Source organism: Rhodococcus sp. DMU2021 (assembly GCF_019641445.1).
GTDB lineage: Bacteria > Actinomycetota > Actinomycetes > Mycobacteriales > Mycobacteriaceae > Rhodococcus > Rhodococcus pyridinivorans.
Window position 1 is genome coordinate 32,255 of sequence record NZ_JAIFKB010000014.1, and the last position, 26,080, is coordinate 58,334.

Sequence of the window (26,080 nt, forward strand, 5' to 3'; positions counted from 1 at the left end):
GTGGAACAGCAGTATGTGCCTGCATCGTCGCAGTTCGGGGAGGCCGGCGACGGTTTCCCGCTCTCGTCGGCCCAACGCGGGATCTGGTTCGCCCAGCATCTGCTCGGCGACATTCCACTGACCATCGCCCAGTACGTCGACGTCCGAGGCGAATTCGATCCCGAGATCTTCGCGGACGCCGGCGCCGCCACCGCCCGCGAACTGGGCACCGGCATGCTCCGCATCTTCGAGGTCGACGGCCACCCCCGTCAGGTCATCGACCACGACCTCGAGGACCGCGCCACGATTCTCGACCTGCGCGACGAGGACGATCCCGAAGCAGCGGCCATCGCCTGGATGCGCGCCGAGTACCGCACGCCCCTCGACATGCTCGAGGACCGGCTGATCGTCTGCGCGGTCCTGCGAATCGCCGACGACCGCCATTTCGTCTACACCCGGATCCACCACATCGCCCTCGACGGCTACGGGGCGACCACCTTCGACACCCGCACCGCCGAGCGTTACAGCGCCGCGGTACAGCAGCGCGAACCCGCCCGCTTCGACGTCAGTCCGCTGCCGGAGATCGTCGAGGACGAACAGAGCTACCGCGTCTCGGCCCGGTTCGAGAGCGACCGCGCCTACTGGGCCGACCGCATCCGCGACCTGCCGCACCCCATCAGCCTCGCCGGTCGCGCCGCGCCCGTCGGCCCGCACCCGGTCCGGTTCAGTGCGCCCCTGCCCGAACGTGTCGAGGCCGCGATCGACCGGATGATCGCCGAGCGCGAGAAGACCACGACCTTCGCGACCGTGGTCGCAGCGGCCTTCGCGGCCTTCCTCGCCCGCGTCACCGGTGAGACCGACGTGGTCCTCAGCCTCCCGGTCTCGGCGCGCACCACCGTCCGCCTGCGTCGCTCCGGCGGCATGGTCTCCAACGTCGTCCCGATCCGCGTCGGTATCGAACCGGACGGTAGCCGCGACGATCTGATCGACCGGATGCAGCTCGAATTCACCGGGGCACTGCGTCACCAGCGGTACCGGCACGAGGACATGCGCCGCGACACCGGCTACGGCAGCGCCGACCGCGGATTCTTCGGGCCCGCGGTCAACGTCATGATGTTCGACCACGAGATCCGCTACGGCGATTCGGTCGGCCGCCGGCACGTGCTGAGCACCGGCCCGGTCGACGACCTCTCGCTCAACATCTACCCGAGCGCGCCGGGGCAGCCCGCCCACATCGACCTCGAGGCCAACCCCCACCTGTACACGGTCGACGAACTGCGCTCGCACCACACACGATTTGTCGAGTATCTCGGCGAACTCGCCGACTCCGACCGCACCATCGGCACACTGACGGTCCTGCACGACGACGAATACGAGAGCCTCGTCCCGTATCGAGGACTGCCCGCCCAGCCCGTGCGGCTGTTCGCCGACTTCCTCGCCGACGGTGTGCGCCGCAATCCCGACGGCGTCGCGATCGTCGACGGCGACCGGCAGGTCACCTACCGCGAACTCGACGATCTTTCTACACGTCTCGCCGCACAGCTCGTCGACGCCGGGGCCGCCCCCGAGACCTTCGTGGCACTGAGCATGGACCGCGGCGCCGATGCGCTGATCGCGGTGTGGGCGGTGGCGAAGACCGGCGCGGCCTTCGTCCCGATCGATCCGGCGCTCCCGGCCGACCGGATCGCCTACATGGTCGATGATGCCGGTGCACAGCTCGGACTCACCGTGCAGAGCCGGATCACAGACCTGCCGTCCGGGCCCCGCTGGATCGCCGTGGACGACCCGCTCCCCTCGGATATCGACGTCGAGGTCGTGCGCTCGCCGGCCGTGCCGGAGAACCCGGCGTACATGATCTACACCTCGGGCTCCACCGGAACCCCGAAGGGCGTGGTCGTCACCCATCGCGGGCTCGCGACCTTCGCCGCCGACACCCGCCCCGAACTCGCCCTCGGCACCGACTCGCGGATGCTGCGGTTCTCCTCGGCGAGCTTCGACGCGTCGATCTTCGAGATGCTGCAGGCCTTCAGCGCCGGAGCGGCCATGGTCGTGGCGCCGCCGCACGTTCTCGGCGGCAACGAACTCGTCGACGTCCTGCGCGCCCACCGGGTCACGCACATCGTCTCGGCGCCCACCGTCCTCAACACCGTCGACCCCGCGGGCCTGCCCGATCTCGAGGCCGTCGTCGTCGGCGGCGACGTGTGCACCGCCGACCTCGTCGAACGCTTCGCTCCCACCTGCCGGTTCACCAACAGCTACGGCCCCACCGAGACCACCATCGTCGTCACCGCCGGAGACCCCCTGGCACCCGGCGACCCGATCACCATCGGCCGTCCCCTCGACGGTGTCGTCGCCGTGGTGCTCGACCGTCGCCTGCGACCGGTGCCCGTCGGATTCGTCGGCGAGTTGTATCTCGGCGGACCGGCTTTGGCGCGCGGCTACCACAGCCGTCCCGGGCAGACCGCGGATCGATTCGTGGCCAACCCCTTCGAACCCGGCACGCGCCTGTACCGCACCGGCGACGAGGTGCGGTGGACGCCCGATCACCAACTCGACTTCGTGGGCCGCTCCGACTTCCAGGTGAAGATCCGCGGATTCCGCATCGAACTGGGCGAGATCGACACCGCCCTGCTCGACCAGGACGGCGTCGACTTCGCGACGACCGTCGTGCACGACAGCGGCAGTTCCGTCGTCCCCGTGTCGTACGTACGTATGGAATCCGGCGCGACCTTCGACATGCAGGGACTGCTCGACGGTGTCGCCCGCGTTCTCCCGGCGCACATGGTGCCCGCGGCCGTCGTCGAACTCACCGAGATCCCGGTGACTCCCGCCGGCAAACTCGACCGCGCTGCGCTCCCCGCACCGCAGTTCGCCACCGCAGAATTCCGCGCCCCCGAAACCGACTCCGAACGCCTCCTCGTCGAGGTCGCCGCCGGACTGGTCGACGTCGAACGCATCGGTGTCGACGACTCGCTGTTCGCCCTCGGCGCCGACAGCATCGTCGCGATGCAGTTCGCCGCCCGCGCCAAGGCCGCCGGACTGCACATCACCGCCCGGCAGATCTTCGAACACAAGACGATCGCGGCGCTCGCGCGGGTCGCCACCGCCGTGCCCACCGCCCTCGTCCTCGACGAACTGCCCGGCGGGGGAGTGGGCGACATCCCGATCACGCCGATCGTGCACGAGATGCTCGGGCGTGGTGACTATTCCACCTTCGCGCAGGCCGTCCTCGTCTCCACCCCCGCGGATCTGACCTACGACGATCTGCGGGCCGCGCTCGCTGCCGTCGTCGCCCGGCACGACATCCTGCGGTCCACGCTGCGCGACGGGCAGTGGCGGACGCACGCCGAACTGCCGGACCTCGATGCGTGGATCACCCGCGTCCCGGTCGCCGACGCTACCGAATCCGATTCTCTCGTCGACCGTGAATGCGACGCTGCCGCACAGGATCTCGATCCGGAATCCGGTCTCGTGCTGCGTGCCGTGTGGTTCGACGTCGTCGAGCCGGTCGGGCAGGGTCGCCTGCTGCTCGTCGCACACCACCTGGTGGTCGACGGCGTGTCGTGGCGGGTACTGCTGCCCGACCTCGGCCAGGCCTGGATGCAGGTCGCGGCAGGACAGACACCGTCGCTGCCCGAGGTGGGTACCTCCTACCGCCGCTGGGCGCACGCCCTGCACGACACCGCCCGCGACCACGTCGGTGAACTCGACCACTGGACCGAAACCCTCGGTGGTGCAGCACCGCTCACCGCAGTCGCGTCGCTCGACCCGGAGATCGACATCCTGGCGACCACCGCGACCGTCCGGGTCGATCTCGACCCGATTGTGACCGACGCGGTGCTCACCCGACTGCCCGAGCTGTACGGCAGCGGCACCGCCGACGGTCTGCTCACCGCCCTCGCGCTCGCCGCCGCCCAGGACGGGCAGCGTTCGTTGCTGCTCACCCTCGAAGGGCACGGCCGCGACCTCGACGGCACCGGCACCGTCGACCTCGCCCGCACCGTCGGCTGGTTCACCAGCGCGTATCCCGTGCGCCTCGACCTCGCCGACGACCTCGACCCCGCCGACGCCGCCGCCGGAGGACGCGCGAGCGCCACCGCGATCAAGGCCGTCAAGGAACGTCTCGCCGCCGTCCCGAACAACGGCGTGGGATACGGCATCCTGCGCCACCTCGATCCGGAGGCATCGCCGGTCCTCGCCGCCCTGCCCACCGCGCAGGTGTCGTTCAACTATCTCGGCCGTCTCACCTCCGGTCACATCGCCGACGAGATCCGTGAGATCGGCTGGGTGCCGCTCGATCTCGCCCTCGACCCCAACCGCGCCTCACGGATGGCCGCATCGGTCGCCGTCGACATCAACGCGATGGTCGTCGACGGCCCCGACGGTGCGCACCTCACCGCGTCGTTCACCTATGTGCCGCGGGTGATCTCCGCCGAGACGGTCGGCGCGCTCGCCGAACGGTGGAAGGACGCACTCGTCGGCCTGGCCGCCCACACGCAGCGACCCGACGCCGGTGGTCTCACCCCGTCCGACGTGCCGCTCGTGCACACCCGCCAGCAGCAGATCGAGCAGTGGGAGAACCGCTTCGGTCGCCTCGTCGACATCTGGCCGCTCTCGCCGCTGCAGACCGGTCTGGCCTTCCACGCCGCGCTGTCCGTCGACGCGGTCGACGTCTACACGGCACAGCTGCGTCTCGACCTCGCAGGGGAAGTCGATGCCGGTCGCTGGCAGGCAGCGTTCGCATCGTTGCTCGCACGACACGCCGCCCTGCGCACGGCCTTCGTGCACGACGGTTCCGGCAGCCCGGTCCAGCTCGTCCTGGATCACGTCGAGATGCCGTGGCGCCACGCCGATCTCACCGGATCGTCCGACCCGCAGCACGACCTGCAGACGCTCCTCGACAGCGAACGCTTCGCCCGCTTCGACCTCGCGCACCCACCGCTGTTGCGCGCCGTACTCGTCCGGCTCCCCGAGCAGCGCGCCGTCCTCGCCCTCACCAACCACCACATCGTGCTCGACGGCTGGTCGATGCCGCTGCTCGTGCGCGAACTCCTCGTCGGCTACGCCGCCGGCGGTCAGGCGGCGCTGCCCACCCCCGCGTCCTACCGCGACTACCTGACCTGGCTCGACCGGCAGGACACCGACCGCGCACTCGACGCGTGGGCCGAGGCGTTCGCCGACCTCGACGAACCCACGCTGGTCGCACCCGGAGCCACCGACGCCGTCGACGACGCACCCGCCCAGATCGACATCGACCTCGACGCCGACGACATCGACGCCCTCGCACGGCTCTCGCGACGCACCGGCGCGACACTCAACACCATCGTCCGGACCGCCTGGGGCCTGCTGCTCGCCCGGCACTGGGGTACCCGCGACGCGGTGTTCGGCGCAACCGTCTCCGGGCGGCCCGCCGACCTGCCCGACGTCGAGAACATGCTCGGCCTGTTCATCAACACCCTGCCCGTGCGGGTGCGGATCGACGAGACCGAGTCGGTCGCCGACCTCGTGCTGCGCCTGCAGGGTGAACAGACCGCCCTGCTCGACCAGCAGTTCGTCGGCCTCGGCGCCATCCAGGACCGCATCGGCACCGGCACCCTCTTCGACACGCTCACCGTCTTCGAGTCGTATCCCGTCGACCGCGCCGGATTCGACGAGAACACCGACATCGCCGGCATGCGCGTCACCGACGTCGACGCCCGCGACGCCACGCATTACCCGCTCTCGCTCATGGCGTTGCTCGAACCCCACCTGCGGTTGAGCCTGCGCTACCGCACCGACGTCTTCGACGCCGCGACCGTCGACGACCTCGCCCGCCGCTTCACACAGATCCTGAAGTTCGTCGCCGAGCGCCCCGACGATGCCGTCGGCGCCGTCGACGTGTTCCTGCCCGGCGAACGCGAACGGGTCCTCGAGTCCTGGAACCACACCGCGCACCCCGTGCCCGCCGGAGATGTCGTCGCGTTGTTCGAGCAGCAGGTCGCGCGGACACCCGATGCGCCGGCCGTCGTCGTCGACGGATCGGCGTCGACCTACGCCGAGTTCGCGTCCGACGTGCGCCGTCTCGCCCGTCGGCTCCTGGCCGAGGGTGTCGCTGCGGAAACGCGCGTCGCCGTGGCGGTTCCGCGCTCCTACGACCAGCTGGTCGCGATCTACGCCGTGCTCGCCGCCGGTGGAGCGTACGTGCCGGTCGATCCCGACCAGCCGGCCCAGCGCACCGCCCACGTTCTCACCACCGCCTCGCCGCAGCTCGTGCTCGCGACCGACGAGACCCGCGACAGCCTGCCCGCCGGCCTGCGCGTGCTCGATGTGTCCGACGTCGACGGGTACGCCGGCGACCCGCTGACCGACGACGAACGACCCGCACTCCGCCCCGGCAACCTCGCCTACGTGCTGTTCACGTCCGGCTCGACGGGCCGGCCCAAGGGTGTCGCGGTGACGCACGGCGCCCTGCACAACCAGCTCGCGTGGATGCGCGCGGCCTTCGCGCCGGACGCCGCCGACACGGTGCTCTACAAGACACCCTTCACCTTCGACGCGTCGGTGTGGGAGTTGTTCCTTCCGCTGCAGAGCGGGGCGCGGCTGGTGGTCGCCGACCGCGACGGGCACGCCGACCCCGCCTACCTCGCGTCGGTCGTCCACCGCGAACGCGTCACCGTCGCGCAGTTCGTGCCGTCGGTGCTCGACCTGTTCGTCGCCGAGGTACAGCACGCGGGCATCGACGCCTCGTCGCTGCGCGCGGTGTTCTCCGGCGGTGAAGCACTCCGGGCGTCCACCGCCGCCCGCGTCCGCGAAGTCCTCGGCGCCGAGGTCCACAACCTCTACGGCCCGACGGAGACGACGGTGCAGGTCGCGCACCGCACCGCGATGGTGCAGGTCGCGCACCGCACCGCGCGCCGCGACGATGCCGAGCAGGTGCCGCTCGGCCGACCCGTGTGGAACACCCGTTTCCTCGTCCTCGACGCGGTGCTGCGTCCGGTGCCCGTCGGGGTGCCGGGTGAGCTGTACGTGGTGGGCTCGCAGGTCGCGCGGGGCTACCAGGCCGGTCCCGCCGTCACCGCCGACCGCTTCGTCGCGAACGCCTTCGGGAACTCGGGCGATCGGATGTACCGCACCGGCGACCGCGTCCGGTGGAACCGCGACGGCGAACTCGAATACCTCGGCCGTACCGACTTCCAGGTCAAGCTCAACGGTCAGCGCGTCGAACTCGGCGAGATCGAGAGCGCCCTGCTCACGCATCCCGGCATCACGCAGGCCGTCGTCACGCTGCGCACCGGCCGGCACGGCGACTATCTCGCCGCCTACGCCGTCGCCACCGGTGAGCGGCCGGACGAGAACGCGGTCCTCGCGTCCGTCGCCGACCGCGTGCCCCGGCACATGGTGCCGTCGGTGCTCGTGCTGCTCGACGACCTGCCCGTCACCGCGCACGGCAAGGTCGACCGGGCGGCCCTGCCGGAACCGGACTTCGACGCCTCCGCCGCCTACGTCGCGCCGCGCACCGATACCGAGGCCGCCGTCGCCCGCATCATGGGCGAGCTGCTCGAGGTCGAGCAGGTCGGTGCGTCGTCGAACTTCTTCCAGCTCGGCGGGAACTCGCTCGGCGCAACCCGATTGATCGCCCGCGTCAACGAGACGTTCGACGCCACCATCGGCATCCGCGCGCTGTTCGACGAGCCCACCGTCGAAGGCCTCGCCGCCGCCGTCGACCGTGCCCGCGGCACCGGTGCCGCGGCGACCGTTCCCACGGCCGGGCCGCGCCCCGACCGGATTCCGTTGTCGCCGGCGCAGACCCGCATGTGGTTCGTCAACCGGTTCGACCCCGGCTCCGGCGCCTACAACGTCGGCGCGGCTCTACGGCTGCGCGGCGACCTCGACCTCGACGCCCTGCGCGCGGCGGTCGTCGACATCCTCGAACGGCACGAAACACTTCGGACGACATACCCGGACTCCGATGCCGGTCCGTACCAGAACATCCTCTCCGTCGACGACGCGCTGCGGGATCGTCCCCTGCTCGTCGCCGGCACGGAGACGGTCGCGGAAGACGACCTTTCCGAACGTATCCGGACGCTGACCGCACGCGGATTCGATATCACCGTCGAACCGTCCCTCGAGCTGACATTGCTCGAGTGTGCCGACGGCAGCCACGTCGTCGTGATGGTCGTGCACCACATCGCCATCGACGGCTGGTCCACCCAGGTCCTCGCCACCGATCTCGTGCTCGCCTACTCTGCGCGCGCCACAGGTGGGGCACCGCTCTGGGAGCCGCTGCCGCTGCAGTACGCCGACTACGCACTGTGGATGCGCGAGCTGCTCGGCGCACCGGGCGAACCCACCGAGATCGCCGCGCGCGAACTCGACCACTGGACCGCGAAACTCGCCGGCGCACCGGCGCTGCTCGAACTGCCCACCGATCGGCCGCGACCCGCGAGCTCGTCGTTCCGGGGCGCCGCGGTGCCGTTCACCGTCGATCCCGAGACCGTCCGCCGCCTCGACGCCTACGCGCAGGCCCACGGCGTGAGCCGGTTCATGGTGCTGCACGCCGCGCTCGCCGTGTTGCTCGCCCGGCTCGGAGCGACCGACGACGTGTCCGTGGGCACGCCGGTCGCCGGTCGCGGCGACCGCCGCCTCGACAACCTCATCGGTATGTTCGTCAACACAGTGGTGTTGCGGACCCCTGTCGATCCGGCTGCGGGCTTCGACGACATCGTCGCCACCGTCCGCGACGTCGACCTCGACGCCTTCGCCCACATCCAGGTGCCGTTCGAGCAGGTCGTCGAGGCCGTCGACCCCGTGCGGTCGCAGAACAGCGCACCGCTGTTCCAGGTCGCGCTGTCGGTCGAGGAAGCGCACCCCAGCGACCCCCAACTGCCCGGGTTGCGGGTCGAACCGATCGTGCCCGACTTCGGCATCGCCAAGTTCGACCTGGAGTTCACGCTCCGCGACGACAACGGTGCCCTGGCCGGCACCCTCACCTACGCCACCGACCTGTTCGACGCGTCCACCGCCGCCCGCACCACCGAGCGCTGGAACCGCATATTGGCGCAGCTGCTCGACGACCCGCGCAGCCCCGTCGGCGACCTGCCGTATCTCGACGCCGACGAAACCGCCCGGGCACTCGACGCGGCCCGACCGGAACCGATCCGGATCCGGACGCTGCCGGAGATCCTCGCGGCCGGTGTCGCCGCGTCGCCGAACGGTGTTGCCGCCGTGGACAAGACACGACAGCTCACCTACCGCGACCTCGACGAGCGTTCCAACGCTCTGGCCCGTGTCCTCGTCACCGAGGGTGCCGGACCGGAAACCGTGGTGGCCCTGGCCTTCGAGCGGACCATCGAGTCGCTGGTCGCGGTGTGGGCGGTCGCGAAGACCGGCGCGGCGTTCGTGCCGATCGACGTGAAGCTGCCCGTCGACCGCATCGCGTTCATGCTCTCGGACTCGGGTGCCGCCTTCGGCCTGACCATGAGCGGGATCGCTCCGGCCGTCGACTTCCGTTGGCTCGCGCTGGATTCCGACGGCATCGTCGACCGGTGCGCCGAGGTGTCGACCGCCGCGCTCGACGTCGGCGTCGCACCCGACGCCGCGGCGTACATGATCTACACGTCCGGCTCGACCGGCACCCCGAAGGGCGTCGTCGTCACGCACCGGGGCCTCAACGCCTTCACCGCCGAATGCCGCACCGAACTCGGGCTCACCGCGCAGGCGCGGGTGCTGCGATTCTCCTCGGCGAGCTTCGACGCGTCGGTGTTCGAGATCCTCGCCGCCTTCGGTGCCGGAGCCACCATGGTGGTCGCGCCGCCCGAGATCGTCGCCGGTGCCGACCTCGAAACATTCCTGCTGCGCCACAGCGTCACCCACGTGCTCACCGCACCGGCCGCGCTCGGTGGCGTCGACCCGGCGAGGCTGCCGGATCTCGAGGCCGTCGTGGTCGGTGGCGACGTGTGCCCGCCCGAGCTGGTCGAGCGGTTCGCGCCGCGTTGCCGGTTCGTCAACAGTTACGGCCCCACCGAGACCACGATCGTCATCACGATGACCGACCCGCTGGTCGCGGGCGGAGCCATCACCATCGGCCGGCCCATCCGGAGCGCCGGTGCCGTCGTGCTCGACGCACGCCTGCAGCCGGTGCCCGACGGAGTGCTGGGCGAGCTGTATCTGGCGGGCCAGGCGCTCGCCCGCGGCTACCACGACCGACCTGGGATGACGGCCTCGCGGTTCGTCGCGAACCCGTTCACCGGTGGGCTCATGTACCGCACGGGCGACCTCGTGCGCCGACGCGCGTCGGGCGAGCTCGAGTTCGTCGGCCGCAGCGACGCACAGGTCAAGCTGCGTGGTCTGCGCATCGAACTCGGCGAGATCGAGGCGGTGCTGAGCCGTCAGGACAGCGTCGTGCACGCCGTCGTGGACGTCTACCGCGACGCCCACACCGGCGAACGGCTCGTCGGCTACGTCGTGCCCTGCAACGGCGCCGAGGTCGATGCCGATGCGCTGCGCAGCGCCGTCGCCGACGTCCTGCCGTCGTACATGGTGCCCTCGCAGATCGTGCCGATCGAGACGGTGCCCGTCACGGTCAACGGCAAGCTCGATCGTAAGGCGCTGCCCGCTCCCGATCCGGTGACCCGCGAGTTCCGTGCCCCCACCAACCCCGTCGAGGAGACGGTGGCCGAGATCGTCGCCGAACTGCTCGGCGTCGAACGCGTGGGCCTCGACGACGACTTCTTCGCGCTCGGCGGCAACTCGCTCATCGCAACGCGCCTGGTGGCCCGCATCGGGGAAGCGCTCGGCACCACGGTGCCGGTGCGCGTGGTGTTCGAGGGATCGACCGTGCAGGCGCTCGCCGAGACCGCCGGCTCGCACATCGGTACGGGGGAGCGGCTGCCGCTCGTGCCGCAGGAGCGTCCCGCGCGGGTGCCGCTGTCGTACGCGCAGCAACGCATGTGGTTCCTCAACTGCTTCGACCCGACGTCGCCGCTCTACAACATCCCGCTTGCAGTGCGCCTGCACGGCGACCTCGACGTCGACGCCCTCACCGCCGCCGTCCGCGACGTGCTCGACCGGCACGAAGCACTGCGCACGGTGTTCCCGGAACACGAAGACGGGCCGTCGCAGCACGTACTCGCCACCGGCGACGTGCCGCTCGACCTCACCCCGATCGACACCCCCGACACCGGCGCACTGCACACCGCGATCGCCCGAGTGGTGGGACGCGGCTTCGACGTCACGCGGGAGGTCCCCATCCGCGGCGCGCTGTTCCGCGAGAGCGACCGTACCCACGTGCTCGTGGTGGTCGTGCACCACATCAGCGCCGACGGCGCGTCGACCGTGCCCCTGGCCCGCGACGTCCTCGTCGCCTACTCCGCGCGCCTCGACGACGCACAGCCGTCTTGGGAGCCGTTGCCGGTGCAGTACGCCGACTTCGCGCTGTGGCAGCGCACAGTGCTCGGCGACCCGCAGGATCCGCGGGCCCCGATCGCGCAGCAACTCGACTACTGGACCTCGGTCCTCGCCGACACCCCGGCCGTGCTCGAACTGCCCGCCGACCGGCCGCGACCCGCGGCGGCGTCATACCGGGGTGCCAACACCGGTTTCCGGATCGCCCCCGAGGTCCTCGCCCGCGTCGACCGTCTCGCGCACGCCCACGGCGCGACCCGCTTCATGGTCCTGCACGCCGCGCTCGCCGTGCTGCTCGCGCGTCTCGGCAGCACCGAGGACGTGTCGGTGGGCACGCCGGTCGCCGGTCGCGGTGATCGTGCCCTCGACGACCTCGTCGGCATGTTCGTCAACACCCTCGTGCTGCGCACCCGTATCGATCCCGCGGCGTCGTTCGCGGAGTTCCTCGAGCAGGTCCGCACCACCGACCTCGCGGCGTTCTCGCATGCCGACGTGCCGTTCGACCAGGTGGTCGAGGCCGTCGATCCGGTGCGTTCGCAGAGTCACTCGCCGCTGTTCCAGGTCGTGTTGTCGCTGCAGAACCAGGGCATCGGCGAGCTCGAACTGCCCGGGCTGCGGGTCGAACCGCTCACAGCGGATCTCGCCATCGCCAAGTTCGACATCGACATCGCGCTGCGTGAGGACGAGAGTGGCGGACTGGCCGCCGAACTCACCTACGCGACCGACCTGTTCGACGAAGTGACCGCCGTCGATCTCGCCGCGCGGTGGGTGCAGCTGCTCGACGCGAGCACGGCCGACCCGACGGCTGCCGTGGGTGACATCGCCCTCCTGTCGGACGCCGAGACCGGTCGGGCACTGTCGTACTCGGTGCCGGCGCCGTTGCCGCAGAGGACGTTCCCGCAAATCCTCGCGGCCGGTGTCGCCGCGCACCCGGACGGTGTCGCGGTGGTGGACGGCGAACGGCAGCTCACCTACACCGGACTCGACCTCGCGTCCAACCGGCTCGCGCACAAGCTGATCGACCACGGTGCCGGACCGGAAACCGTGGTGGCGCTGTCGTTCCCGCGCAGTCTCGACGCCGTCGTCGCCCTATGGGCCGTGGTCAAGACCGGCGCGGCGTTCGTGCCCGTCGATCCGGCACTGCCTGCAGCGCGTATCGCGTACCTGCTCACCGACTCCCGGGCCATCCTCGGGCTCGGCGACGGACCGTCGCACGTTCCGTGGCTGAGCGTCGACGCCGACGACTACTCTTCTGCACCGGTGACGTCCGCGGTGAATGCGGAGTCGGCGGCGTACATGATCTACACGTCCGGTTCCACCGGCACGCCGAAGGGCGTCGTCGTCACCCACCGCGGCCTCAACGCCTTCACTGCCGACCACCGCCCCGAACTCGGATTGAGCACCGGCTCGCGGATGCTGCGGTTCTCGTCGTCGAGCTTCGACGCGTCGGTCTTCGAGCAGATCTCGGCGTTCTCCGCCGGTGCCACCGTGGTGGTCGTGCCGCCGCACATCGTCGCCGGTGCCGAACTGGCCGACCTGCTGCGCCGCGAACGCATCACGCACATCATCACCGCGCCCGCCGCGCTCGGCACCGTCACCCCCGACGACCTGCCCGACCTCGAATCCGTGGTGATCGGCGGCGACGTGTGCCCGCCGGAACTCGTCGAGAAGTTCGGGCCGGTCTGCAGTTTCGTCAACAGCTACGGTCCCACCGAGACCACCATCATCATCACCGAGACCGCGCCGCTCACTCCGGGCGATCGCATCACCATCGGCGCGCCCATCGAAGGTGCCGGTGCCGTCGTCCTCGACACGCGTCTGCATCCCGTACCCGACGGCGTCATCGGAGAGCTGTACCTGGCGGGTGCCGGTCTCGCGCGCGGCTACAACGCGCAGCCGGGACTCACGGCAGCGCGGTTCGTCGCGAACCCGTTCACCGGTGGGCTCATGTACCGCACGGGTGATCTCGTGCGCCGCACCGCGACCGGCGAACTCGACTTCGTCGGCCGCAGCGACGCGCAGGTGCAGGTCCGCGGCCTGCGCATCGAACTCGGCGAGATCGAAGCGGCGCTGAGCCGCGCCGACGAGGTGGCCCAGGCCGTCGTCGTCCTGCACACCGACGCGCGCACCGGCGAACGCCTCATCGGCTACGTCGTCCCGGCGACCGGCACCGCAGCCGACCCGCAGGTGCTGCGCGACCGCCTCGCCGACGAACTGCCGTCGTACATGGTGCCCGCGCAGATCCTCGTCCTCGACGCGCTGCCCATCACCGCCAACGGCAAGCTCGACCGGAAGGCACTGCCCGTCCCTGGTTTCGAGGCACGCGCCTTCCGCGCACCCGAGACACCCGTGGAACAGACGGTCGCGTCCGTCTACGCCGACCTGCTCGGTGTCGACCGTGTGGGCCTCGACGACGACTTCTTCGCGCTCGGCGGCAACTCGCTCAACGCGACCCAACTCGTCGCGCGGCTCGGTGCCGCCCTGCACACCACCGTGCCCGTGCGCACGGTGTTCGACGCTCCGACGGTTGCCGCGCTGACCGCCGCCGTGGCGCGCACCGCCGGTTCCGGCGGTCGTCCCGAGCTCGTGGCCGTCGAACGCCCCGACCGCATCCCGCTGTCGCTCCAGCAGCAGCGCATGTGGTTCTTCAACCGCTTCGATCCCGGCTCGGCCGCCTTCAACATCCCGATGGTGCTGCGCCTGAGCGGCGAGCTCGACGTGCCTGCGTTGCAGGCCGCGCTGCTCGACGTCCTCGACCGGCACGAAGCGCTGCGCACCGTCTTCCCCGACAGCGACGCCGGGCCCGCCCAGGTGATCGTGCCCGTCGGCGAGGCCGCGTCCGATCTCGGACCGCAGGACGTCGCGGCCGACGACATCACCGGCGTCCTCACCGACTTCGTCACGCGCGGTTTCGATCTCACCGTCGACATGCCGGTGCGCGCCCGGCTGTTCCGCATCGCCGACGACGAGCACGTCCTCGCCGTCGTCGCCCACCACATCGCGAGCGACGGCGGGTCGCAGGCACCGCTGTCGCGCGACGTCGTCACCGCCTACCTCGCGCGTCGCGAAGGTGCCGAGCCCGGCTGGTCGCCGCTGAGCGTCCAGTATGCCGACTACGCGCTCTGGCAGCAGAAGCTCCTCGGCAGCGAGTACGACCCGCAGTCGCTGCTCGCCCGTCAGCTCGCGTACTGGACCGACACCCTCGCCGACCTGCCCGACCTGGTGGAACTGCCCACCGACCGGCCGCGTCCGCCCGTGCAGTCGTCGCGGGGCGCGACCGTCCCGATCGCCCTCGACGCCGAGCTCGCCGACCGCGTCGCACAGTTCACCCGCGAACGCGGCATCACGCTGTTCATGCTCGCCCACGCGGCCGTCGCGGTGCTGCTGGCACGCTGGTCGGGGAGCAGCGACATCCCGATCGGCACCCAGATCGCCGGTCGCGGCGAGGAAGCCCTCGACGACCTCGTCGGCATGTTCGGCAACACCCTCGTCCTGCGCACCCGCATCGACGCCGGCGCCACCTTCGACGAGATCCTCGACCAGGTGCGCGACGTCGACCTCGCGGCCTTCTCGCATCCGGACGTGCCGGTCGAGCGACTCGTCGAACTGCTCGATCCCGTCCGCTCCACGGCCTATTCGGCGCTGTTCCAGACCCTGCTCGTGGTGCACAACTTCACGCGCTCGGAGATCGACCTGCCCGGGCTGCGGCTGAGCACCGTCGAACCCGGCGCGACCGGCGCCAAGCTCGACCTCGAAATCCACCTCGGGGAGACCTTCGACGCCGACGGCCGACGCCTCGGCATCGACTGCTCGATCACCTACGCCACCGACCTGTTCACCGAAGACACCATCACGCAGGCCGCGCAGCGCCTCATGGCACTCGTCGATGCCGCGGTGAGTGCGCCGGAGATCGCGGTCGGCGACATCGACCTGCGCGACGATGACGAGATCCGCCTGCTGGACGAAATCAATGCGGCCGACGCGGGGTCCGTCGACGAGACCCTGCTCGCCCGCTTCGACCAGCAGGCCGCCCGCACCCCGGACGCGCCGGCGCTGATCTTCGAGGACATGACCCTGACGTACGCGCAGTTCGCGTCGCGGGTCGACCGTCTCGCGCGGCACCTCGTCGGACTCGGTGTGGGTCCGGAGAGCCTCGTCGGCGTGTACACCGGCCGGTCCATCGAGATGATGGTCGCGATCTACGCGATCCTGCAGGCCGGGGGAGCGTACGTTCCGCTCGACCCCGAACATCCCGCCGACCGCACCGAGTACGTGCTCGACCTCGCTCGGCCCGTCGTCGTGCTCACCACCGCAGCCGATCGGGGTTCGTTGCCCGCCGCGGCACCGGTGCTCGAGATCGATGCGCCGTCGACGGTCTCCGACGCGCCGCTCACCGACGCCGACCGCGTCGCGCCGCTGCGACCGGACAACACCGCCTACGTCATCTTCACCTCTGGCTCCACCGGTCGCCCGAAGGGTGTTGCGGTGAGCCATCGTTCGGCCGCGAACCAGATCGCGTGGATGCGCGAACGGTACGACCTCGGCGCCGCCGACGCTGCGCTCCACAAGACACCGATCACGTTCGACGCGTCGGTGTGGGAGCTGTTCTACCCCTTGCAGGTCGGGGCACGCCTCGTCGTCGCCGTTCCGGGTGGGCACCGCGACCCCGCCTATCTGGCACGAGTGTCGCGTGAGGAGCGCGTGAGCATCCTCGAATTCGTCCCGTCGATGCTCGCGGTGTTCCTCGCCGACCCGGCGCTGCAGCTTCCCGAGTCGCTGCGCTACCTGTCCGTCGGCGGCGAAGCCCTGCCGGCCGATCTCGCCGCCGACTTCGCCGCACGATCGACGGCGGCGCTCGACAACACCTACGGACCCACCGAAACCACCGTGACCGCAACGGTCCTGCGCGTCGAAGGCGAGCACGCGGGCAGCGTCCCGATCGGCCGTCCGATCCGCAACACCACCGTGCAGGTGCTCGACGCGCGACTCCGCCCGGTGCCGATCGGGGTGCCCGGTGAGCTCTACCTCGGGGGAGTGCAGGTCGCACGCGGCTACCACGCCCGTCCCGACCTCACCGCCGAACGGTTCGTCGCCGCACCTGACGGCGAACGCATCTACCGCACCGGCGATCTCGTCCGTATCCTGCCCAGTGGTGAGGTGGACTTCCTGGGCCGCACCGACTTCCAGGTCAAGGTGCGCGGTCTGCGCATCGAACTCGGCGAGATCGAGAGCGCCCTGACTGCGCTGCCGGAGATCGCGCAAGCCGTGATGGTCGTGCACGACGGCGACCACGGCCAGCAACTCGTCGGCTACGTCGTCCCGTCCTCAGGCGCGAGTGTCGACATCGAGGCGGCGCGTGCCGCGGTCGGCAGGTCGCTGCCGCGCTACATGGTGCCCGACGTGCTCATGGTGCTCGACGCGTTTCCGCTCAACGCATCCGGCAAGCTCGACCGTCGCGCTCTGCCCGCGCCCCTCGCCGCGATCCGGGAGTTCCGCCCTCCCGTCACCCCTACGGAACAGGCGGTCGCGGCCGCGATCGCCGAGGTGCTCGAGGTGGAGCGGGTCGGTCTCGACGACGACTTCTTCGCGCTCGGCGGCAACTCACTCATCGCGACCCGCGTGATCGCCCGCATCGGTGCCGCGCTCGGCGCGGACATCCCGCTGCGCACGCTCTTCGAACATCCCACCGTCGAAGCGCTCGCCGCCGCGGTGGCCGAGCACGGTGAGCAGGCCGCGCGACCCGCGCTCGCCGCGGGGGAGCGGCCCGAACAGGTGCCGCTGTCGCTCGCCCAGCAGCGGATGTGGTTCCTCAACCGCTTCGATCCGGACTCGGCGGCCTACAACCTGCCGATGGCGATCCGCCTGTCGGGCTCGGTCGACGGCGACCTGCTGCGCATCGCGGTCGCCCACGTCGTCGAGCGACACGAGTCGCTGCGCACCGTCTACCCCGACACCCCGGACGGGCCGGTGCAGGTCGTGCTGCCGGCCGCCGACACCGCTCCGGACATCGAGGTCCACACCGTCGCCGGTGGGGACGACGCCCTGCTCGCGGCGGTCGCGCCGTTCGCGACCGGCCGTTTCGACGTCACCACCGAGGTGCCGCTGCGGATCGGGCTCTTCGAACTCGGCGCCGACGACTACGTCCTCGCGATGGTCGTCCACCACATCTCCGGCGACGGCTTCTCGATCGCCCCGATGGTGCGCGACCTGCTCGTCGCCTACACCTCGGCCCTCACCGGCTCCGAGCCCGAGTGGGCGCCCCTGCCGGTGCAGTACGCCGACTACGCGCTGTGGCAGCGTCGTGTGCTCGGGTCCGAGGACGATCCCGACTCGCTGGTGTCGCAGCAACTCCACTACTGGCGCGGTGCCCTCGCCGGACTGCCCGACCAACTGTCGCTGCCGACCGACCGCCGGCGGCCCGCCGTGCAGTCCTACGAGGGCGGACGCGTCGAGATCCGCATCGACGCCGACCTCCACGCCCGGCTCGTCGACCTCGCCCAGAGCCGTCACGCCACGCTGTTCATGGCCGTGCACGCCGCCCTGTCGGTGCTGCTCGCGCGACTGTCCGACAGCGACGACATCGCCGTCGGCACACCCATCGCGGGTCGCGGCGAACGTGAACTCGACGACCTGATCGGCATGTTCGTCAACACCCTCGTGCTGCGCACCCGGGTATCCGGCGCCGTCACCTTCGACGACCTGCTCGCCGCCGTCCGCGAATCCGACCTGCGGGCCTTCGCGCACGCCGATGTGCCGTTCGAGCGGCTCGTCGAGGTGCTCAACCCGCAGCGCTCCACCGCGCGGCACCCGCTGTTCCAGGTCGGCTTCTCGTTCCAGAACTTCGAACAGGGCACCCTCGCGCTGCCCGGACTCGACGTCGCCCTCGTCGACCTCGAACACGACACCTCGCAGTTCGACCTGCACTGGATCGTCCAGGACCGCTACGACGAGTCGGGTACACCCACCGGCATCGTCGGCTACCTGACCTATGCGTCGGCCCTGTTCGACGAGTCGACGGCCCGCAGGTTCGTCGATCGGTTCGTCCGGTTGCTGGACAGCATCGTCGCCGAACCCGACCGTCCCGTCGGTGATCTCGACATCCTCGACACCGTCGAGCGAACGCGAATCCTGCACGAGTGGAACAACACTCGGCACGACGTTCCCGTCCGAACGCTGGTGTCGCTGTTCGACGCGCAGGTCGCGGCCCGGCCGGACGCCGTCGCGCTCGACCACGAGGGCGGCTCCCTCACTTACCACGAGTTCGACGGACGGGTCAACCGTCTCGCCCGTCACCTGATCGACCTCGGCGTGGGGCCCGAGACGGCGGTTGCGCTGGGGATGCGTCGCTCCGTCGAGTTGCTCGTGGGCATGTACGCCGTCGCGAAGGCCGGCGGCGCGTACGTCCCCCTCGACCCCGATCACCCCCGCGAGCGAATCGACTACATCCTGTCGGTCGCCGACCCCGTCTGCGTGCTGACCGGTCGCGACGACGACTTCGATGCCGGCGGTCGCGCCGTGGTGCACGTCGACGCACCCGAACTCGACGCGCTCGACGACAGCCCGGTGCGTGACACCGAACGTCGTGTTCCGCTCGACCCGCAGCACCTCGCCTACGTCATCTTCACGTCGGGTTCCACTGGACGACCCAAGGGTGTCGCAGTTCCGCATGCGGCGATCGCCAACCAGTTGCTCTGGAAGACAGGGCATTTCGGCCTGTTCCCCGACGACGCCGCGCTGCTGAAGACGGCCGCGACGTTCGACCTGTCGGTGTGGGAGTTCTGGTCGGCACTCGTCTCCGGCGGTCGACTCGTCGTCGCCGCACCCGACGGTCATCGCGACCCGGCCTACCTCGACGCGGTCATACGGCAGAAGTCCGTGACCACTCTGCACGTCGTGCCGTCGATGCTCGAGGCGCTGCTCGACACGGCCGGCGATGCGCTGAGCCCGTCGCTGCGGCGCATCCTCGCGATCGGTGAGGCGCTGCCCTCCGCGCTAGCCCAGCGGTTCCGCTCGGTCCACCCCGACGTCGACCTGGTCAACCTGTACGGGCCGACAGAGGCCGCCGTCTCCGTGACCGCGCACGCGGTGACCGGCGACGACACCGACTCGGTGCCGATCGGCCGCCCGGAGTGGAACACGCGCGTCCACGTCCTCGACGGTCGCCTCCGCCCCGTGCCGGTGGGTGTGACGGGCGAGCTGTATCTCGCGGGCGCCCAGCTCGCACGTGGCTACACCGGACGCCCCGACCTCACCGCCGACCGGTTCGTCGCCGACCCGCTCGGATCCGGCGCGCGCCTCTACCGCACCGGTGACATCGTCGCCTGGAACGAGGACGGCACCCTCGACTACCGCGGCCGCGCCGACTTCCAGGTCAAACTCCGCGGCTTCCGCATCGAACTCGGCGAGATCGACACCGCACTGCGGGCACAGCCGGGTGTGGCGCAGGCCGTGACGGTCGTGCACAGCGACCCGCACACCGGCGACCGGATCGTCGCCTACCTCACCGGCGACGAGACCCTGCACGCGAACACCGTGAAGGACGCACTCGCACAGAGTCTTCCGAGCTACATGGTGCCGTCGGTCGTCATGATCCTCGACGCGCTGCCGCTCAACGCGAACGGCAAGATCAACCGCAAGGCGCTGCCCGCACCGGAGGTCGCGACCCGCGCGTACCGTGCGCCGTCCACCCCGATCGAAGAGATTGTCGCCGGCATCTACCGCGACCTGCTCGGCGTCGACCGCGTCGGCGCGGACGACGACTTCTTCGAACTCGGCGGCAACTCACTGATCGCCACCCAGGTCATCGCGCGACTCGCCACCGCACTCGACGCGCGCGTCCCGCTGCGCGTGCTGTTCGAGGCACCCACCGTGGCAGCACTGGCCGTGCGGGCCGAGGAACACGCCGGATCCGGTGGCCGCCCGGCACTGCAGACGCAACCGCGACCCGACTCGGTGCCGCTCTCGCTCGCGCAGCAGCGGATGTGGTTCCTCAACCGCCTCGACCCCGACTCCGCCGCGTACAACATCCCGGTCGCCATCCGCCTCACCGGTTCTCTGCACCTCACGGCCCTGGAAGACGCCGTCGCGGATCTGTTCGCGCGCCACGAGATCCTGCGCACCGTCTACCCGGAAGCCGATGGTGTCGGCCATCAGGTCGTGCTGCCCGTCTCCCAAGTGCGCCCGGATGTCACGCCCGTGCCGATCGACGAGGCCGACATCCTGCCCACCGTCGTCGAATTCGTGAACGCCGGATTCGACGTCACGTCCGAGGTACCGGTCCGCACCCGCCTCTATCAGGTCGGCGACGACGAGTACGTGCTCGTCTTCGTCGTGCACCACGTAGCCGCGGACGGCTTCTCGATGGGACCGCTGACCCGCGACGTCATGGTCGCCTACGACGCGCGTCGCCGCGGGGAGGCACCGTCGTGGTCGCCGCTCGCCGTCCAGTACGCGGATTACGCTCTGTGGCAACGCGAACTGCTCGGATCCGAGGACGATCCGGACAGTCTCGTCGCACGTGAACTGGCCTACTGGACCGAACGACTCGGTGACCTGCCCGAGCCGCTCGAACTGCCGCTCGACCACCCGCGTCCGCCGGTCGCCACCAACCGCGGTGCACGGCACACCTTCCAGATCGACGCCACCACCGTCGGTGCGCTGCAACGCCTCGCACGCGAACACAACGCGACCACCTTCATGGTCGTGCACGCCGCACTCGCCGTCCTGCTCGCGAAACTCGCCGGCACCCGCGACGTCACCATCGGCACGCCCGTCGCGGGTCGCGGGGAGGCCGAACTCGACGACCTGATCGGCATGTTCGTCAACACCCTCGTGCTGCGCAACGACATCGACCCGGCCCTGCCGTTCACCGAGCTGCTCGCGCAGGTGCGCGACACCGACCTGGGTGCCTTCGGCAACGCGGACGTGCCGTTCGAGCGGCTCGTCGAGGTGCTCGATCCGCCCCGCTCGCAGTCGCGAACACCGTTGTTCCAGGTCATGCTCGTCTTCCAGAACATGCAGCAGTCGGTGTTCGAACTCGACGAGCTGACCATCTCCGCGCTCGACACGGACTTCGCCGAAGCTCGGTTCGACCTGCAGTTGACGCTGACCGATTCGCACAACGCAGCAGGAGATCCTTCGGGGTGGACAGCTGAATTCATCTACGCTACCGACCTGTTCGACGGTTCCACGATCGATGCATTCGGAGATCGGTTCCGTCGGATACTCGGTGCCGTCACTGCCGAGCCCGAGGTAGCGGTCGGTGACATCGACATCTTGGAACCCGCCGAACGGGCACTCGTCCAGTGGGACCGTGGCGTCATACCCCTGCACAGCGAGACTCTCGTCGATCTGTTCGACCGTCAGGTGACGCGGACCCCCGATGCGCCGGCACTGTCGGCCGACGGCGTGACCCTGTCGTACGCGCAGTTCGATGCGCAGGTCAATGCGATGGCCCGGTACCTCGTGTCCCGCGGGGTCGGTCCCGACACCTTGGTCGCCCTGGCGCTGCGTCGATCGGCGAACCTGTTGATCGGTATGTACGCAGTGGCCAAGGCGGGCGGCGCATACGTTCCTGTTGATCCCGATTTGCCGCAGGACCGCAACGACTACGTCCTCGGGACCGCCGACCCACTCCTGGTCCTCTCGACGTCCGGCGACGATTTCGCCACGGACCATGATCTCGAGATCGTTCAGATCGACACCCTCGAGCTCGGAAACTACTCCGAACGGACCGTTTCGGACGCCGACAGGAACGCGCCTCTGCATGTCGAGAACATCGCCTACGTGATTTTCACGTCCGGTTCGACCGGGCGGCCGAAGGGTGTTGCAGTTCCCCACAGTGCGGTCGTTGCTTCATTGTCGTGGCGACAGAATGCCTACGGCCTGGGCACCGATGACACAGTCCTGCAGAAAACACCGTTCACTTTCGATGCGTCGGTTCGCGAGTTCTGGTGGCCCCTCACATCGGGCGCCCGACTGGTCGTCGCCGCACCTGACGCGCACCGCGATCCTCGACGTCTCATCGAGGCAATTGTCGAGAACCAGGTGACATCTGCACACTTCGTCCCGTCGATGCTCACCGAGCTGGTTGCGTCCGCCGAACCGGGCGAACTCGCCTCCCTCCGCCAGGTGTTCTGCGGTGGAGAAGTCTTCACCCCCAAGCTCGCCGGGGCCTTCCGCACTGTCAACGCCGCGACGGCGCTGTCGAACGAGTACGGTCCGACCGAAGCGGCAGTATCCGTCAGCCGCCACGCAGTCTCTGCCACCGACCTGAATGTAATTCCGATCGGGGCGGCGCAGGGTCCCGTCGGGATGTACGTATTGGACGCGCATCTCCGTCCGGTGCCCGTCGGCGTGACAGGGGAGCTGTACCTCGCCGGAGTTCAGCTTGCCCGCGGCTATGTGGAACGCCCCGATCTGACAGTCGAGCGGTTCGTCGCCGATCCGTTCGGTGGCGACGGCGGTCGGATGTACCGTACCGGTGACCTCGTTCGATGGAATCGGGCATCGGAACTCGAGTACGTCGGACGCTCGGACTTCCAGGTGAAGTTGCGGGGCCTTCGCATCGAACTGGGCGAGATCGAGTCGGCGCTTCTCGGTGATGCGACGGTCCGTCAATGCGTGGTCATCGTGCACTCCCACCAAACACTCGGAGACCATCTCGTTGCCTATGTCGTGCCGGAAGACGGCGCGGATATCGATACGGACTCCCTCGCCGTGGCAGTTGCATCGAAGGTTCCCCGCTACATGGTGCCCTCGAGCATCATCGCGCTGCCGAGGATGCCGCTGAACACATCCGGAAAGATCGACCGCCGCGCGCTCCCCGATCCCGTATTCGGTAGCGGCGACTTCCGCGCTCCGACTACGGTTGCAGAAGAGATTGTTGCCGGCGTATTTGCGGAGGTCCTCGGCCTGGAACGAGTCGGTGCCGACGACGACTTCTTCGATCTCGGTGGCAACTCGCTCATCGCCACACGTGTCGCTGCCCGTCTCGGCAACGCATTCGAAGCGCAGATTCCAGTGCGCCTGTTGTTCGAATCCTCGAAGGTCTCCGACCTCGCAGCTGCTGCGGAAAGGCGAAGTGGTTCCGGCAACCGGCCTGCACTCACAGCGAGGACCAGACCCGAACATGTGCCGCTGTCCCTCGCTCAGCGGCGGATGTGGTTCCTCAACCGCTTCGATCCGGCGTCCGCGACCTACAACATTCCGCTGGCGATCCGGTTGTCCGGTGACCTGAACGTGCCGGCACTCCAGCACGCCGTCGAGGACCTTCTCGACCGTCACGAGATCCTGCGCACCGTGTATCCGGAGATCAACGGAATCGGCGTGCAGAGAATCCTGCCGGCATCGGACGTCGACGTGGACCTCTCTCCCATACCGGTGAGTGAGAGCGAGATCCTCGGTCGCCTCGCCGAATTCGTATCCACCGGTTTCGATGTGACGACCGAAGTGCCGCTGGCCGCGCGACTGTACAAACCTGCAGAGAACGAGTTCGTTCTCGTATTCGTCGTGCATCACATCGCAGGTGACGGCTTCTCTGCCGGGCCGCTGACGCGGGATATCATGCTGGCGTACGCATCTCGGGATCAAGGGACCGTACCCACGTGGTCGCCCCTGGCCGTGCAGTACGCAGATTACGCATTGTGGCAACGTGAGATGTTGGGTTCGGCCGATGACGCGAGCAGTGTCATGGCCGGTCAGATTCGCTTCTGGATCGAGACGCTCACGGGTGCCCCCGAGCAGTTGGAGTTGCCGTGGGACCGGCCTCGGCCGGCGATCGCAACCCACCGCGGCGCGACACACACCATCACGGTCGACCGAACGGTCCACGCCGGGCTGACACGCTTGGCGCGAGAACGCAATGCAACTCTCTTCATGGTGCTTCACTCCGTGTTGGCAGTCGAGCTTGCAGCACTGAGTGGCAGCACCGACATCGTCATCGGCACACCTGTCGCCGGACGTGGCCACGCCGAGCTCGACGATCTCGTCGGCATGTTCGTGAACACTCTCGTACTGCGAACCGAAATCGAACCGAGTGTGCCGTTCCTCGAGTTGCTCGACTCGGTCAAGAGTATCGACCTGAAGGCGTTCTCCCACGCGGACATCCCGTTCGAGTCGCTGGTCGACGTGCTCGCGCCCACTCGATCGCAGTCTCGGAACCCGCTGTTCCAGGTCATGCTGACCCTGCAGAATGCACAGACCACCGACTTCCGTCTCGGTGGAGTCCGCATGTCGCCGGTCGAAGTGCCGCTCGGTCATGCGATGACCGACCTTCAGGTCACAGTGCACGAAACGATATCGGATGCCAACGAGCCCGCAGGTATCGCGATGGCGTGGACGTATGCCACCGACCTGTTCGACGATGCGACGGTCGGCGCGATCGCGCAGCGTTTCCTGCGAATACTCGACGCCGTCGTCACCGACGCAGCAGCGGCGGTCGGTGACTTGCCGTGGATGCTACCTGCGGAGACGGAGAAAGTACGCGCACTCGGTGAGTCTGCGACACGTGAACTCGTGGGGCCGATGACTGTCCCCGAATGGTTCAGCGAAAGCGTAGCGGCAACCCCCGACGCTGCCGCGGTCTCCGCTCAGGACACGACTCTCACCTATCGCGAGTTCTCAAGACGAGTCAATTCTCTTGCTCGGTATCTGATTTCGGTCGGAGTTTCTCCGGACTCCACCGTCGCGGTCGCAATCGGGCGGTCTGTCGATCTCGTGGTGAGCATCTACGCGGTCCTCGCGGCCGGCGGCGCCTACGTGCCCGTGGATCCCGAACAGCCGTCGGAGCGTGTCGGCTACGTTCTCGACATCACCGATCCGGCGGTCGTTCTGACGACTTCTGGAACAGACTTCCGTACCGATCGTGAAGTGGTTGTGGTCGACACCGTCGATCTTTCCGGCTTCGATTCCGAGCCGTTGGCGGCCGATGAACGTCGCGGAGAGTTGCGGCCGGAGAACGTCGCCTACGTACTGTTCACGTCGGGCTCGACAGGGCGGCCGAAGGGCGTCGCGGTTACGCACGCCGCTGTGGTCAACCAACTTGCCTGGATGCAAGAGCAGTTCGATGTCGGACCCTCCGATGTGGTGTTGCTCAAGACTCCCGCGACCTTCGACGCTTCGGTGTGGGAGTTCATGCTGCCGCTGATCTCCGGTGCCCGCCTCGTGATCGCATCGCACGACGGACACCGCGACCCCGCCTATCTCGCTCGGGCGCTGGTGGACTTCGACATCACGATCGCACAGTTCGTACCGATCGTGCTCGACGCCGTGCTCGATGAGTCGACGGAGCCGACCCCGGCATTGCGAGCGGTGTTCGCCGGCGGAGAAGCATTGTCGTCGGCGACCGTCGAGCGTGCCCGTTCGAAGTTCGGCGCGGACGTGCACAATCTCTACGGCCCAACCGAGGTGACGATTCAGGCGACGCACCGTGAGGCGAGCGCCGACGACGACGTCGTGGTTCCCATCGGTACACCTGTATGGAACACGCACGCGCGTGTTCTGGACGCGCGACTGCGCCCCGTGCCCGTCGGCGTGATGGGCGAACTGTATCTGTCGGGCATCCAGGTCGCGCGTGGATACGAGGGACGTGCGGGACTGACTGCCGAACGTTTCGTGGCCGACCCGGCCGGTGGTACCGGCGAGAGGTTCTACCGCACCGGCGATCTCGTTCGGTGGAACCGCGACGGCGAACTCGAATACGTCGGTCGCAACGACCTGC

1 protein-coding gene (only partly in view) is annotated in these 26,080 nt (G+C 69.2%); it reads left to right on the forward strand.

Annotated elements, in window-relative coordinates; translation table 11 throughout:
* A protein-coding gene (locus K3M35_RS18255) for a non-ribosomal peptide synthase/polyketide synthase (RefSeq protein ID WP_220666844.1) crosses the window boundary here: on the forward strand, positions 1 to 26,080 show its 5' portion. The gene runs 4,481 nt beyond the window's last position; the window shows 26,080 of its 30,561 coding nt (coding positions 1-26,080); it begins with the start codon at positions 1 to 3; the stop codon falls past the right edge of the window.